This window comes from Maribacter sedimenticola, from assembly GCF_900188415.1.
GTDB classification, from domain to species: domain Bacteria; phylum Bacteroidota; class Bacteroidia; order Flavobacteriales; family Flavobacteriaceae; genus Maribacter; species Maribacter sedimenticola.
Window position 1 is genome coordinate 697,675 of record NZ_FZNV01000002.1, and the last position, 14,418, is coordinate 712,092.

Below are 14,418 nucleotides of genomic sequence, written 5' to 3' on the forward strand. Positions count from 1 at the left end.
GTTTACTTCCAAGTTACAATGTCTTCAAAATTTCTTCTAGATTTTGGAAACTCTGGGTTTGCTTTTCTATATCCAAAGGCTGCCATAAAAGCTAGTCCGTATTTATTGGTGTCAATTCCAAATTTCTCTTGTAATAAAGCCTCTGCTTTTTCTTGATGAAACCCTTCAATGGGGCAAGAGTCTATGCCCGTTAATGCTGCTGATGTCATCATATTACCCAATGCTATATAGGTTTGCTTAGAAGACCAGTCGAACAACTTCTTATCCGTATCCAGGTTAAAATCGCGCTCCTGAAATTCCCTATAAAATTTAGAGTACATTTCTATAACTTCGGCAGGCATTTGTTTTACCTCTTTCATCATATGTTCAATATAAGGCGCGTTGTGCTTTACCATAGGGGCTTTCATTGCCAAACCTAAAACAAAGTGGCTGGCAGTATCTAATTTTAAAGGCGCGCCCCAAGCTACAGGTTTTAATAATTCGCGTAACTCTTTATCTTGGACCACTACAAAATGCCAGGGCTCAAAACCAAATGAACTAGGCGATAAATGGGCCGTCTTTAAGATAAATTTCATATCGGCATCAGAAATGGTTTTGCTAGCATCAAATTCCTTAGTAGCGTGTCTGTAATTAAAAGCGTTTAGGATGTCTTCTTTTGCAATGTTTGGTATTTTCATGTTTGTAACCTTTTATTAAATAATTGAATACATACTATCAAAAGTATAGTTCAAAAGTAGGATAGCTATTTAGAACTTGCAATAACGGTCAAAAATGATAGTACTTTCATTTAAGAATTGGAAACTTATAAATAACTGATTGTTAACTAATTATAAAAAGTTAAATAAACTATAAAAAGTATAGTTGTATGCTATATTATAGTTCGCTAATTTTGAAATATAAATTCAGTAGTCATGGAAATTGAACATAAAAAGCGCCTGATTAAGTATAATGATAAAATGTTTTCATGTACTACCAGTATTGCTATGGAATTAATTGGTGGTAAATGGAAGAGTGTTATTCTGATTTATTTGTTGAATGGAAAGAAACGCTATAATGAACTCTATAAATTAATTTCAACAATTACTGAGCGCACCTTGAGTTTACAGCTTAAGAAGTTAGAAGAGGATGGATTGATTACGCGACATGTTTATACCAAAAAACCTCCATTAAAGGTGGAATATCAATTAACTCCTTTTGGAGAGAGTTTGGCTCCGGTATTGACATCTATTGCTGAGTGGGGAAAAATTGTTGCCGCGAAAAAAGGAGAGGTAATCGAATAAAAACTTATCTAGTTTTAATAATGTTTACTTAACAATAAACTATTATCCTATTTCTGCAACCCCTTTTATTTATTTCAACCTTCTTTTTTTTTAGCTCAAAAGCAATAATTCTATCCTCTATTTGCAAATAGGTCAATGCTAGTGGTAAACTAGTCAATCATACTTATTCAGTGCTATTATCTTGCTCAGGAATCAAAAAATATGAGTAATGAAAATAGAAAATAGTGTAATAATAGTAACAGGAGCTTCTAGTGGAATTGGCAAAGCTACGGCACATAAATTGGCTGCTCACGGAGCCAAAGTGGTATTGATGGCCAGAAGCGAGGATGAATTAAATGATTTAAAATCCAATATTGAGGAAAAAGGCGGGGAAGCATTGGTGGTTTCCGGTGATGTAACCAAAATGGAAGATTTTGAGAAAGTGGTTTCAAAAGCTAAAACCACTTTTGGCACTGTAAACGTTTTGATCAATAATGCGGGACTAATGCCGCTATCCTTTGTTGAAAAATTAAAGACAGAGGAATGGAATAAAATGGTTGATGTCAATATAAAGGGTGTTTTGAACGGTGTTGCAGCGGTACTGCCAGAACTTAAGAAGAATAAAGGCGGACATATCATTAACATCTCATCCATGGCTGCACATCGCTATTTTCCAGGTGGAGCGGTCTACTGTGCAACGAAAGTAGCCGTAAAAATGTTTTCTGAAGGATTACGGCAAGAATTGGCCCCTAAATATGGAATCAATATAACTTCAATAGAACCGGGAGCCGTTGCAACTAATCTAACCGATACTATTACCGATGACGATATCAAAGAGAAAATGAAGGAAATGCAACAAATGGAAACTTTGGAAGCAGAGGATATCGCAGACGCCATTTATTATGCGTTGTCGCAACCTGCACGAGTAAACATCAACGATGTGTATTTAGTGCCTAGCGAACAACAATAAATCATTAAAGAAAAAGAATATGTCTACGACAACAAAAAGAACAACATTTAAAACAATTGATCCAACCACGGGTAAGGAATTGACTACCTATTCCTATATGACAGATGACGAAGTAGAACAGTCCATTCAACAATCCCATAAAGCATTTTTACAATGGCGAACCAAAAGTGTAGAGGAACGCGGAAAGGTTATTGAAAATATTGGTAAGGAACTACAGAATTATAAGGCTGACCTTGCCGAGCTGATGACCAAAGAAATGGGTAAGCTTTTAAAACAAAGTAAACAAGAGGTAGATCTATGTACCGCTATTTGCGATTACTCCGCCGCTAATGCTCCTAAGGTATTTCAAAAAGAGGAACGTGAGCTTTCCAATGGCGGAAAGGGCATTGTCACATATTCCCCAATTGGAATCATTTACGGTATCATGCCATGGAACTATCCAAGTTATCAGGTAATTAGGTATACCATAGCTAACTTAATGGCAGGGAACAGTATTTTGCTAAAACATGCGTCTAATGTAACCGGTACTGCATTATTATTAAAATCCATTTTTGATACGGCAGGATTGCCAGACGGTTTGTTCAATGTAATGGTAATTGACCATGACCAATCGAATACCATAATAGACCACGAATTGGTACGTGGTGTAACCTTAACGGGTAGTTCCGGTGCTGGTGAAAAGGTTGGTGAACTTGCTGGTAAAAATTTGAAAAAATCCGTATTGGAGTTGGGTAGTAACGATGCGTATTTAATTTTGGACGATGCCGATATAGCCACAGCTGTGGAAAAGAGTGTTAAAGGTAGAATCTATAATAATGGAGAAACCTGTATTGCTGCCAAAAGATTTATTGCTACGGAGAAAGTATATGATAAGTTCAAGGAAGAATTTGTTAAAGCTATGAAAGCCTTAACCATTGGGGACCCCACTGCAGAAGATACGGAACTGGGTCCTATGGCGAGAAAGGATTTACGTGAAACCATCCATGAGCAAGTATTGAAAAGTATAGAAAAAGGAGCACGATTATTATGTGGCGGTGAATTAATGGATGGTGATGGGTATTATTATCCTGCAACGGTCTTGGACCAAGTATCACCTGGTCAACCTGCTTACGACGAAGAGCTTTTTGGCCCCGTAGCTTCCTTGATCAAGGCCAAGGATGACGAGGATGCCATGAGAATTGCAAATGATAGCCGATTTGGATTGGGTGGCGGTATTTTTTCCAAAGATGTTGATAAAGCGATAAAGTTGGCAGAACAACACTTTGATACCGGTATGATCTTTATCAACTCTTTTGGTTTAGCGGAGCCAGCTATGCCGTTTGGTGGGGTTAAAGACTCCGGTTACGGTCGTGAACATGGCGGTTTTGGTATGAAGGAATTTGTCAATGTAAAATCCATAATGATTTCAGAAGATTGATTCTAAAATTCAGCGTAAAGTAAAAGCACCCTTTCGGGTGCTTTTTTTATAAATTATTGGGTGCTTATCAGTATTGAAGGTCAAGCAGGTCAGTCACCGTTCGGTGTATTAAAGACTCCCTTTCTTCAAGTACATTCCAGCCATGGTCAGCATTTTTATACGTATATAATTTACTGTTTCCCTTCCAGCACGCCACATATTTTTTAGCATATTCCATAGGTACCACATCATCCTTTTCTCCCTGATGGATAAATACAGGTTGGTCATAATTATCCAATCCTTCATACGGTTTAAACCCCTTGGCCTCTTCAATAAATTTGTAACCTAATTTTTGACCTTTAAAATCAAAATAACCCTTTTCCGCTGCTCCTTCAATTGATTTTCCTTGAATGACCCCCTGCTCCGCAATTTCATGGGCAAACACCGCAGCTGGTGCCCATAATGTCAAAGATGCTATTACGTCCGGTCGTTGTGCGGCCAATTTTGCAGCCTCCATACCCCCTAAGGAATGGCCCAGTACATGCACTTTTCTATTATACTTGCTTAAAACATAATCTACCATGGCGTGTAATTGCTCAATTTCATCATAAACGGAAATCTGTTCAAAGCACCCTTCACTTTCACCATGACCCAACCGGTCAAAGGAATATACTTCAAAACCATTATCATATAAATGTTGGGCAAGGTTTATAAATGAACGGCCCACCCCAATTCTGTTTGATCCAAAACCATGCACTAGCAATACCGGATGCCGTAATCTTGTTTTTGGGGTAAACCTACTACCATTTATCTGCTGTTTTAAATGAGTAAAAGCGATACAATCAGTAAACATAATTATCATATAAATTGTTCCATGGTAAAATTATAATACAGGTAAAATTCTTTTGATCGTAAACTATTGTTTGTTAACGCAATCGCTATTGGTTTTAGGAGATCAACAGTATAACAATTATCTTTAAAATAGTTCAACATTACTGTTAAGCAATGTTAAAAATGAACGTTCATTCTTTTTTTATGATACCTTTGTAAGGTAAAAAAGTTAAGGATTTTAAGTCCCGGATAACCGAACGTCCTAATAGTCCTAATTCTAGGATTGTAGGAGATGGTAATGGGATAAAGTTATTAATGAAATTGAAAAATAATAGTGTATGAATACTTCGATTAATTTAAAACAACGACCGGTAGGTACCCCTACCTTAGATGATTTTTCGTTTGAAGAACTAGATGATAACTTCACATTGAAAAATGGGGAAATGCTCCTTGTTTCAAAATATATTTCGGTAGACCCATATCTACGTGGCCGTATGAGCGACGCCAAATCTTATGTACCTCCTTTTAAAGTAGGTGAACCAATAAGCTCAGGTATCGTTGCAGAGGTTCTGGAGTCTAAAAACGAAAAATTTAAGGAAGGAGATTTTGTTTCTGGATTATTGCAATGGAAGGAAAAACAAGTGTCCAATGGCGAGGGTCTACAAAAAATAGATAAAAGTAAAGCGCCTTTAAGTGCATATCTAGGCATTGTGGGTATGACGGGTTTAACCGCCTATTTAGGCCTTCATGAAATAGGTAAGCCCAAGCAGGGAGAAACCATGGTAGTATCTGGAGCCGCTGGTGCAGTAGGTAGTGTTGTTGGCCAAATAGGAAAAATACTTGGACTTACTGTAATTGGAATTGCAGGTACGGATGTAAAAATTGACATGCTCAAATCTGATTTTGGATTTGATCATGGCATCAATTATAAAACCACCAAGGATATGAAAGCGGCCATAAAAGAGGCAGCCCCCAATGGAGTGGATATATATTTTGACAATGTTGGCGGACCCATATCAGATGCAGTACTGTTCAGCATCAACCAATTTGCACGAATTATTATTTGTGGTGCCATATCGGTCTATAATAAGACAGAATTGCCAATGGCCGTTGCCGTACAGCCTTTTTTGGTAAAGAACAGTGCTTTAATGCAGGGTTTTATTGTATCTAACTATGCAGATAAATTTCCGGTGGCCATGAAACAGTTAGCTACATGGCTAGGCGAGGACAAATTAACATATAGGGAAACCATTGTAGAAGGTTTTGAAAATACGCCACAGGCCTTTTTGGATATGATGGATGGTAAGAATAAAGGAAAGATGATAGTAAAGGTCTAATAATTGGACCATATATTAATGAACCAAAGAATAAAGAAAATGAAAATATTATTTGTATTAACCTCTCATGATTCATTGGGAGACACAGGAAAGAAAACAGGGTTTTGGATTGAGGAATTTGCTGCGCCCTATTATAGTTTATTGGATAAAGGAGCGGAAATTACCGTGGCAACCCCAATGGGCGGTAAAGCCCCAATTGATCCAAGTAGTGATACCGAGGACGCACAAACCAAGGATACCATACGCTTTAAGAAAGATAAGGTAGCCCAAGATTTGGTGAACTATACCAAAATATTGGCAGAGGTAGATGCAGCAGATTTTGATGCTGTGTTTTATCCAGGAGGGCATGGACCATTATGGGATTTAGCCAATGATGCTACATCGGTAAAATTGATAGAAACATTTAATGAGCAGGGAAAACCAATAGCATTTGTATGTCATGCCCCAGCAGCCTTGAAAAGAGTTTCCGGTGTGGATGGCAATAAATTGGTAAAAGGCAAAAAAGTAACCGGTTTCACCAATTCTGAGGAAGAAGCGGTCCAGTTAACGAACGTGGTTCCGTTTTTGGTAGAGGATATGTTAAAAGAAAGCGGCGGAATTTATTCCAAGAAAGAGGATTGGGCGGCATATGCCGTACAAGACGGAAATTTGATTACGGGTCAGAATCCTGCTTCATCTGAATTGGTTGCCGAGAAACTTTTTGAAGCTTTGAAATAATAACATTTCATATTGAATATAAAAGCCTGCAAGCAGTTTGCAGGCTTTTTTTTTGGTTTTATATGGTAATCAATCCCTAATATTTTTGATACAAATTGTTCTGCTCCATTGCTAATTGATCCATAATTATATTTCATATTTCTTTAAAACTGACACGAATTGTGTTAAGTTGTAACCTTCACCCTAAATCCACTAATATTATCATCTACTCTATGATATCCATCAATTGAATTCATTACTTTAAACAAAGCAAACTGTATCAAATTCGATTTAATTATTCCCTGAATTATGATTTCGGAATAATATTCTGATTCACTCTAAAAAAGTTAGTGGGGTCATATTGATGTTTTATAGCTGCCAAACGATTATAGTTGTGTTTATAACTCGCTTGTACCCGTTCCTGCCCTTCATCCATCATAAAATTAGAATAGGCACCACCTGCTGAATATGGATGCAAGGCATCATAATATCCTTTACACCACTCCGTAATTTTATCAGCATTCTTTGGGTTGGGATCAACACCAACGTATACACCGCAATAATCAGCATCACGGTATGCCCAAGGAGTTTCAGTTGCTCCTACCCTACTTGCTGCACCTGTTATTGGGTACAAATGCATTTGTGATAGAGGCGTCGGAATTTCTGAACCAAATTTTAAATGCTGAGCGGTAATTTCTGGAGTCAAAGATTTAAAAAAATCGGCTCTCCAATACCAATGCATTCCTGTTGGAAACAAAACATCGAACATAGATTGCATAGCCGGATAAGGCATTTCTCCCATATGAGCAAATAAGGGATTCTTTTTTAAAATCGGAGCAAAAGTTTCATCCATTTTGTCCATTTTACCTGTATAACACCAAACAATGGCGCAAAATTTATTATTATGTAGATGTTCGGGAAATGGCGATTCGGGAATTATCATAGTGGCGATAAAGCCGTTTATATCATCTGGCGCCTTTCTAATAAAACCATCAAACCAACCCATAATCTCCTCTGTTTGTTCTATGGGCCACAAGGTTGGTCCTCCATATACCATTTTCTGTTGATGTGCCTGAAAAGTAAATTTAGTTACAATTCCAAAATTACCGCCACCTCCGCGAATAGCCCAAAACAAATTAGGATGTTCATCTTTGTTGGTTGTTAGTAAGGAACCATCTGCCAAAACCATTTCAGCTTCCAAGAGGTTATCAATGGTTAACCCGTATTTTCTAGAAAGATACCCAACACCACCACCTAGAGTAAGTCCCCCAACTCCGGTACTTGAAACCATGCCGGAAGGTATTGCCAAACCGTGCTCATGCGTGGCATTATCTACCTCGTTCCAAATACATCCACCACCTACCTTTACGGTCTTGTTTTCTGTATTGACGGTAATAGATTTTAGACCTGATAAATCAATGACCATTCCGTCATCACATAATCCTAATCCGCCACCATTGTGTCCACCTCCTCTAATTGCAACGAGTAAATTATTATTTCTACCAAAATCAACTGCAATTTTAACATCATTTACATTCGTACACATAGCGATAGCGCCAGGACGTTTGTCAATCATTGCATTATATATTTTTCGTGCTTCGTCATACGAAGTGTCATTAGTTGTTATTAGTCTACCATTTAATTGCTTTCGTAAGCTTTCTATATGTTTTTCTGTGATTGGTTGTTCAAGGTTTCTCATGGTTTTTCATGGTTTTGTTTCGTTTTATATAATTGTTGTATTGTTTTTATTTTGATATCATCATTCCTTTTAAGGACCACAATATGGCAAGGACATCTTTTTTTGATTCCTCGTCAATTCCGTTTTGATCTAACGCTTTGAAAATATCATCCATTACATGCATATACTCTCCTGGACTTATATTCATTCCTGTATGGGCCGTGACCATATCCATGCCGGTATAGGTTGCTGGTCCGCCACTACCAGCACTAAAAAAGTCGATGGTATGACTTTTAATTATAGCCAGACGTTGCGGTTGATTTTTTAAATGCAAGAATCTAGCGTTAACAGCTGGGTTATCCATATGATTGGTAACTGTGTTATCAACTATAGTGGAGATTCCTACTCTTCCTCCTAGACGTTCAAATAGTGATTTGTTCATAATATATAGGTTTTAAAAAGATTGTTGTTTTTATAATTTGGTAAAAGGGATAATCATGGGAACCTTTTTTTGATAATCGATATAGGTTGTACCTAATGCCTTTTTTAGGTCTTTCTCCTCTAGAAATTTAACTGCAATTAGAATATAGCTGGTTGTTACTACTGCGAATAATAGATGACCTATAGTCATAGTTGGTGTAGCCCAAAAAGCAATTATAAAACCTAGCATAATAGGATGACGTACCAGCCCGTAGAAATAGTTGACCTTAAATGAAGGTTCTTTGGTTACCTTGTTTTTAAGATTATCTACGATTTGAGTGAGACCAAACAGTTCAAAATGGCTTATCATAAACGTAGATAATAAAACGATTAACCAACCCATAAAAAAAACTCCTTGAATAATAGAAGCTAAAACTGCATTATCTACAGACCATAGCACCGTAGTCATTGGCTGCCATTGCCAATAAATTAATAGTAACGCCAGACTGGATAAGAGTATATAGGTACTACGCTCTGCTGCTTTGCCTATAATGTTAAACCACCATTTTTTAAATGCCGGTCTTGCCATAACGCTATGTTGTAAGGCGAAAACACTAAGCAAGCCAATGTTTATTAATAAAGCATTTAGTGTATCTATTTCAACACCGGAGTCTATACTTTTTGGCACCCATAAATTATTGACGAAACCTATGGCATACAGAAAAGCAATTAGGAAAATGAAATAAGCTAGAATACCGTAAATAAGGATGATAATTTTTTTCATGACATTGATTGTTTTGGTTTTACCATTCAAATCTAGTCATGCTTATTCATTGCAAATTCTACATTTCAACCAAATACTATAACTTTTCGGTCATTAATATAAAAGTCAAATTATGCTTTTAAACACTTTTTAAATAATTGGAAGGCAGGATGTTATATTCTTTTTGAAAGCATTTTGTAAAATATGCCGCACTATTGAAACCTGTTTCAAATGCTATTTCAGAAATGTTCATATCTTTTTTAATCAAAAGTTTGATAGCCTTGTTCAACCGATGTCTTTGAATTAAATAATTGGTTGATGTATGTAGTAGACTTTTGGTCTTTCGATATAATTGAGAAGTGCTTAATCCCAAATGCGAACAAAAATCGTCTACACATAAATTGGGATTTTGCCATTCGCAATCTAAATAATTCATAACATCGTTTAGAAACTCTTCTTCTTGAAAAAGGAGTATTTTAAATATATCAGGATTTAATCTTTTGTTCTGATTTTCACTCTCATATAACTCTTTAACTTCTGTAGTTACAATGATATGCGAATGTTGAATATCTGTTAAACGTTTTGCTGTCTTAATCGTTTCTTCAAAAAAACCATGGTTTTTGGTAATTGGAACTCCCGCTCCAATACCAATACGAATTTGCTCTGTACTTTTTGTAGTCAAAACATAATATTCTTTCAATTCTAAAATACCATGCAGTGCGTTGGTTGTAGATGTAAAGGATATCAGCAAATATTCTTTATGACTGTCTATCAGTCGGCCCGCATAATTTTCAATGATGTTCTTTATTTTTTCCAGTACTTCTTTACTCGGAGAGGTTAAGTATTGGCCATCCATAAATTTAAGTGCGGCCAAAATTCGAAAACCAGGATTATTGACAATATTAAGTTCTGTTTTTTGAGATTTGGATGGGTCCTCAATGCGTCCTAAAAAAGATTCTACAATACTAGTATCTACTTCAATTATAGTGTTGGGCACATCACCATGTGAATTGGTATGCATTTCTATAATCGCTTCCATATTTGGAGCTTCGACTAAACAAAATGCGGTAGAACGGTCTTCGTCGAACCAATAGCTTAGACCTTTACAGCAATATTTATGCTGAACAATTAAATCTTGATTATGCAGATCTGCTACATCCTCTGCGGTTACTCCTTGAGACACATCGTGTCTATCCATGTATATTGGCATGTTGGTATTTTTTACAAGGTTACTGCTCGTAAAAACCGGAGGATTATGTTTTGTAAGCCTTATAAAAGTAAGTGTTTTATATAGAGAATTGATTGTTAACAGGTTGTAATTCAATTTTTAACATTAAAATACCCAATACTAGGTATACAGTTATGAAATGAATTCAATTTAGAGCTAAACTAGTAGAAATTACATTTCTTGCAACAAAGCTTCAGCATCTGTAATCAATTGTGCTATTGACGCTCGGTTTAAACCATTATATATACCGCGAATATGCTTGTTCTTGTCAATGAGAAGGAAGTTTTCCGTATGTAAAAAATCATTGATATCCTTGGGGATACCCAAATCATTTTCTACAAAATATTCGTTTCTACCTAAGTTGTAAATTTCAGTTTTATCACCTGTAACCAAGTGCCATTTAGAATCTATAACTCCGTTCTTTTCAGCATATGTTTTAAGAACAGAAACCGAATCTATGGATGGAGTAACGGAATGTGAAAGAATAGCTACTTCCGGATTATCTAAAAAGGCTTCTTGTACCTTGGTCATATTATTGGTCATCTTCAAGCAAATACCTGGGCAACTCGTAAAAAAGAAGTCCGTAATGTAAATCTGATCATCAAATGTATTTTGCGTTACCGTATCTCCTAATTGGTTGATCAGCTTAAAATCTGGAATTTTATGGAACTGTTTTTCCTCCTTAAAATTTGGCGTTATCCAGTAAGGCGTAAATGATTCATCATTGTAATATGGCAAGTGCTCTACCCTACTGGTTTCCGTTACCTGAATGTTTTCCTTTTTCACTGCTTCTTTACAACTAGCAAAAATTATAAAAAACAGTATTATTACAATTGACTTATTCATCTCTTTTCGCGATTTCATCCCTAACAACAACTTCATCTTCTAATTGATAACAAGAATTTGCTCTCCGTAATCCAAAAATACGTCCGTTTTTTGCTTCATAGTTTACGTACAAAGTTCCATTTTGCAACCATGCTTTTTGTAAACCTTCTTCCTTACCATTTAACAATTGTCTTTCTTTTGCCAATTGCCCGTCTGGATACCATTTCTTTTCAACCCCGTTCATATTGCCATTAACGTAATTAGCATCTTGCGCTAATTGACCATTTTCCCACCAGCTTTTATAAGAACCTTCAAGTCGATTGTTTTTATAGTGATATGCCACTCGTAAAACTCCGGCTTCAGACCATTTTTGGGCTTCACCTTCTCTTTTACCTTTTATAAAACCCACCTTTTCTGCCAAAGTACCATTTTCATGTAAGGCTATTGAATAACCATCATAAGGTGAGTTTTTATAATACCAAGTTCCTTCCAATTGATTTAATGTCAACTCTTCTTTAAATTTAGTTTCTTGCTTAATTTCTATTGGTTTCTCCACCAAAGTTTTGGGCTCTGTTGTATTCTTACAACCAATTTGAAAAATCAGTATAAAACAAATAATATGGAAATGAACTATTCTCATTTTTAATATCCTTGATAAGGACCTGCAAATGCTAAGTATGATCCTGTTGTTGAATAAACTTCATTTATAATATGGTAATGATATTCTACTTCACCATCAGTGTATTGAGTAGTAGTGGTATGTCCGCCAGAAGCATCAAGATCTGAAGGATAATCTCCTGTTGAATTACATTTACGGCCATAGAGAAAAACACCATCTAACAGTATACCTACTAAGTTTTCATCATCGTCAGAAAAGGCTATAGGCTCCAGATGGTAATGGTATACGCCCGGACCAATATGCGCCCCAGTCCAGTCCAAACTAGCTGCAGCGGAATCTAGAGGACCACCTCCTTCTTGATCATTGAAAATAGAAGCACCACTGACCGCAATTCCAATAGTATTAAAATCCGTGGCAACGGTATTTCCTGATAAATTAGGCGTAGCGTCTACCCTAATGGTTGTTGCATTATTGTTGCTGGACATTATACTTGGTGTCGTTGCTACATCAGGTTCATCACGATAAAGCGTATTACCTTCTCCCCAGTATACGGTTTCATGGTTGGGCAGTCCCGTGGTTTCAATGACAACTTCAGATCCATCTAAATAGACGGTTACGGCATTGGTATTAAATGCGCCGTATGCAGCATGTAGTTCTGTTACAATTGGCTCATCGTCTTCATTTTCTTCCATATCCTCTGTAGTGTCGTCCATACTGTCACTACTACAGGCAATGAACGTAATGAACAACATGCCTATAATAAAGGCAAAAGGGGTGATTCTTTTAATTGGATTTTTTTTCATGCTATTATATTTATAATGTCTATGGTTTGGGGAAAAAGCTCCATGATTACTCATGAAGCTTTGTCAACTAAACAAAAACAACCTATTGATCAAGATAATTTTGTACTGCTGTATTTCTATTGGCAACATGAGTCTTTAGCTCGTTGATTGCATTTTGGAAATCCGCACTGGAGTTTAAATAGGTATGCCCTTCGATCTCAGCTGTTGCGTATGGTTCTATCAAGGCCGCATAATTGGTATATAATGCTTGCATAGTACTTTCATTGAAAGCATTTTCAATAACTTCTTGCACATATAGGTCATATTGCGCTTTATATGTATCATCGTCATACAAATAAGAAATCAATGGCCATTGAGCAGCATTTATATCAGAGAAATCCAATTGCGGTGAACCACCTTGTTTGCCTACCTGTAAAGCTTCGTTGTTGTCCCAAGGAATCCATGTAAGCTTTCCATTTTCAAGATTATTATATAGATAATAGTTATGAGACATTCTGCCATAGGTATCCCAGTTTTGTATCACCGTATTGGTAGCTAAATATTTAAGGAAAACATCCGTATCAAAAACGGCCTCTAGATTTGTTCTCCAAGTTTCTGGATCAGAAGTACGGGTATTGTCGTTCAGGTTGTTCAATAAGGCGAGAACATCAGAATAATCCGCTTCGTCCTCATTGGTTTTCTTTACATATTCATCCTCATTATAGGAACCTGCGACAAATGTAGCGGCATCACCATCTGGTTTATATAGGTTACCATCATTGTCATCAAATTGTTCATCAATTACAGTATCGTCAACTTCTTCAACAAGTGTGTATACGCCAAAATATACAGGTCCCTCTCCATAATCCACATACACGGTATAAAAAGCAGTATGAGACGCTGCAAGGCCAACATTTCTAAAAACATCCGTTGCGACTTTTTCACGTAGCATGGATTTATCGTCAAAGTTGTTTTTAAGGCTTAATTTTTTAAAACCGTAAAAACGTTGGTTGTCAATCTGTGGATAGTCGTCCTCGAACTCATCAAAATCCAACTTAAAGGAGAGTTTAAGGTTACCTGCTTGCCATGCGGACTGTAAGCTGCTATTTCCTTTAAAGCGAACCCCTACCCTGTACCATTCCTTGCCCTCATAAACTACCTCTGCGGGAACAAAGATTGGGTCTTCATCCGTAGATGATGACGAAACTGGCCCACCAGCGCCACCCGGTCCTTGGGCAGAAGCACCAAAGGATCCATATAATGAGGTCATATCCTCAAGCATACTGGTCCAGCGGGCTTCTGTAATGACAATATCCAAACGCTTAACGGTATTGTCCTCAAATACTTCTTCAAAATTGGGGTCGGCATCCTTACTGTGTGTTTCAGTTGTCCAGTCGGTCGCTGTAAAGTCGGTATCATCCACTTCGGTAGTATCATCCTCCTCTTCCACTTCCCCTTCAGTAATTTCCTGATCAGCATCCGTAACGGTATCATCATCGCTACAAGCCGTAAAAAATGTAAAGGATAGGCAAATGATAAATGCTTGAAACATACTTTTAGGGAGATAATTGTTCTGTATGATCATGTGTTTTATTATTTAAGATTACGTATTGT

The 14,418-nt window shown here is 36.8% G+C and carries 15 protein-coding genes; 5 read left to right on the plus strand and 10 right to left on the minus strand.

What is annotated here, in order from left to right; translation table 11 throughout:
• Positions 1-2: 2 nt before the first annotated feature.
• Positions 3-677 carry an NAD(P)H-dependent oxidoreductase gene (locus tag CHB68_RS08130; RefSeq protein ID WP_089260346.1) on the minus strand — a complete coding sequence of 225 codons (675 nt, stop codon included), beginning with the start codon at positions 675-677 and terminating at the stop codon, positions 3-5.
• Between the two features lie 234 nt (positions 678-911).
• Here CHB68_RS08130 and CHB68_RS08135 point away from each other — a divergent pair, with 234 nt between their 5' ends.
• The 3 genes from CHB68_RS08135 to CHB68_RS08145 all read left to right on the plus strand — a co-directional run bounded on the left by CHB68_RS08135 (position 912) and on the right by CHB68_RS08145 (position 3,646).
• Entirely contained in the window at positions 912-1,280 is a 369-nt protein-coding gene (locus tag CHB68_RS08135) for a winged helix-turn-helix transcriptional regulator (RefSeq protein WP_089260347.1), read from the plus strand.
• Positions 1,281-1,488: 208 nt separating this feature from the next.
• The gene (locus CHB68_RS08140; RefSeq protein WP_089260348.1) at positions 1,489-2,229 is read left to right on the plus strand and encodes an SDR family oxidoreductase; all 741 of its coding nucleotides are present in this window, start codon (positions 1,489-1,491) and stop codon (positions 2,227-2,229) included.
• Between the two features lie 19 nt (positions 2,230-2,248).
• On the plus strand, positions 2,249-3,646 hold the full coding sequence (locus CHB68_RS08145; protein ID WP_089260349.1) for an NAD-dependent succinate-semialdehyde dehydrogenase: 1,398 nt from the start codon (positions 2,249-2,251) through the stop codon (positions 3,644-3,646).
• Positions 3,647-3,713: 67 nt separating this feature from the next.
• Here CHB68_RS08145 and CHB68_RS08150 read toward each other — a convergent pair whose 3' ends face one another.
• Entirely contained in the window at positions 3,714-4,478 is a 765-nt protein-coding gene (locus CHB68_RS08150) for an alpha/beta hydrolase (protein WP_179213164.1), read from the minus strand.
• Positions 4,479-4,794: 316 nt separating this feature from the next.
• On the opposite strand from CHB68_RS08150, the gene CHB68_RS08155 reads away from it, so the two are divergent.
• Positions 4,795-5,793: an NADP-dependent oxidoreductase gene (locus CHB68_RS08155; protein WP_089260351.1), complete on the plus strand. Its 999-nt coding sequence runs from the start codon at positions 4,795-4,797 to the stop codon at positions 5,791-5,793.
• A gap of 39 nt (positions 5,794-5,832) precedes the next feature.
• Positions 5,833-6,510: a type 1 glutamine amidotransferase domain-containing protein gene (locus tag CHB68_RS08160; RefSeq protein WP_089260615.1), complete on the plus strand. Its 678-nt coding sequence runs from the start codon at positions 5,833-5,835 to the stop codon at positions 6,508-6,510.
• A gap of 286 nt (positions 6,511-6,796) precedes the next feature.
• Here the strand turns inward: CHB68_RS08160 and CHB68_RS08165 are convergent, their stop codons facing one another.
• The 8 genes from CHB68_RS08165 to CHB68_RS08200 form a co-directional block, all read right to left on the minus strand.
• Positions 6,797-8,188: an FAD-binding oxidoreductase gene (locus tag CHB68_RS08165; RefSeq protein WP_089260352.1), complete on the minus strand. Its 1,392-nt coding sequence runs from the start codon at positions 8,186-8,188 to the stop codon at positions 6,797-6,799.
• Positions 8,189-8,234: 46 nt separating this feature from the next.
• On the minus strand, positions 8,235-8,609 hold the full coding sequence (locus CHB68_RS08170; protein WP_089260353.1) for a group I truncated hemoglobin: 375 nt from the start codon (positions 8,607-8,609) through the stop codon (positions 8,235-8,237).
• Positions 8,610-8,639: 30 nt separating this feature from the next.
• Positions 8,640-9,371: a methanethiol S-methyltransferase gene (gene mddA, locus CHB68_RS08175; protein ID WP_089260616.1), complete on the minus strand. Its 732-nt coding sequence runs from the start codon at positions 9,369-9,371 to the stop codon at positions 8,640-8,642.
• A gap of 118 nt (positions 9,372-9,489) precedes the next feature.
• Entirely contained in the window at positions 9,490-10,548 is a 1,059-nt protein-coding gene (locus tag CHB68_RS08180; protein WP_245838878.1) for a nickel-binding protein, read from the minus strand.
• 201 nt (positions 10,549-10,749) lie between these two features.
• On the minus strand, positions 10,750-11,364 hold the full coding sequence (locus tag CHB68_RS08185; protein WP_317043810.1) for an SCO family protein: 615 nt from the start codon (positions 11,362-11,364) through the stop codon (positions 10,750-10,752).
• A 52-nt stretch (positions 11,365-11,416) separates the two neighbouring features.
• Entirely contained in the window at positions 11,417-12,043 is a 627-nt protein-coding gene (locus tag CHB68_RS08190) for a toxin-antitoxin system YwqK family antitoxin (RefSeq protein ID WP_089260356.1), read from the minus strand.
• Between the two features lie 2 nt (positions 12,044-12,045).
• Positions 12,046-12,825: a YHYH protein gene (locus CHB68_RS08195; RefSeq protein WP_245838880.1), complete on the minus strand. Its 780-nt coding sequence runs from the start codon at positions 12,823-12,825 to the stop codon at positions 12,046-12,048.
• 82 nt (positions 12,826-12,907) lie between these two features.
• A complete protein-coding gene (locus tag CHB68_RS08200; RefSeq protein ID WP_245838882.1) occupies positions 12,908-14,389 on the minus strand; it encodes a CotH kinase family protein in 1,482 nt (493 codons plus the stop codon).
• Between the last annotated feature and the right edge of the window lie 29 nt (positions 14,390-14,418).

Coding starts and splice junctions, on each gene's coding strand:
- CHB68_RS08190 (WP_089260356.1), bottom strand. CDS start 12,043: ATGAGAATAGTTCATTTCCATATTATTTGTTTTATACTGATTTTTCAA.
- CHB68_RS08160 (WP_089260615.1), top strand. CDS start 5,833: ATGAAAATATTATTTGTATTAACCTCTCATGATTCATTGGGAGACACA.
- CHB68_RS08140 (WP_089260348.1), top strand. CDS start 1,489: ATGAAAATAGAAAATAGTGTAATAATAGTAACAGGAGCTTCTAGTGGA.
- CHB68_RS08150 (WP_179213164.1), bottom strand. CDS start 4,478: ATGTTTACTGATTGTATCGCTTTTACTCATTTAAAACAGCAGATAAAT.
- CHB68_RS08145 (WP_089260349.1), top strand. CDS start 2,249: ATGTCTACGACAACAAAAAGAACAACATTTAAAACAATTGATCCAACC.
- CHB68_RS08195 (WP_245838880.1), bottom strand. CDS start 12,825: ATGAAAAAAAATCCAATTAAAAGAATCACCCCTTTTGCCTTTATTATA.
- mddA (WP_089260616.1), bottom strand. CDS start 9,371: ATGAAAAAAATTATCATCCTTATTTACGGTATTCTAGCTTATTTCATT.
- CHB68_RS08200 (WP_245838882.1), bottom strand. CDS start 14,389: ATGATCATACAGAACAATTATCTCCCTAAAAGTATGTTTCAAGCATTT.
- CHB68_RS08155 (WP_089260351.1), top strand. CDS start 4,795: ATGAATACTTCGATTAATTTAAAACAACGACCGGTAGGTACCCCTACC.
- CHB68_RS08130 (WP_089260346.1), bottom strand. CDS start 677: ATGAAAATACCAAACATTGCAAAAGAAGACATCCTAAACGCTTTTAAT.
- CHB68_RS08180 (WP_245838878.1), bottom strand. CDS start 10,548: ATGGATAGACACGATGTGTCTCAAGGAGTAACCGCAGAGGATGTAGCA.
- CHB68_RS08165 (WP_089260352.1), bottom strand. CDS start 8,188: ATGAGAAACCTTGAACAACCAATCACAGAAAAACATATAGAAAGCTTA.
- CHB68_RS08170 (WP_089260353.1), bottom strand. CDS start 8,609: ATGAACAAATCACTATTTGAACGTCTAGGAGGAAGAGTAGGAATCTCC.
- CHB68_RS08135 (WP_089260347.1), top strand. CDS start 912: ATGGAAATTGAACATAAAAAGCGCCTGATTAAGTATAATGATAAAATG.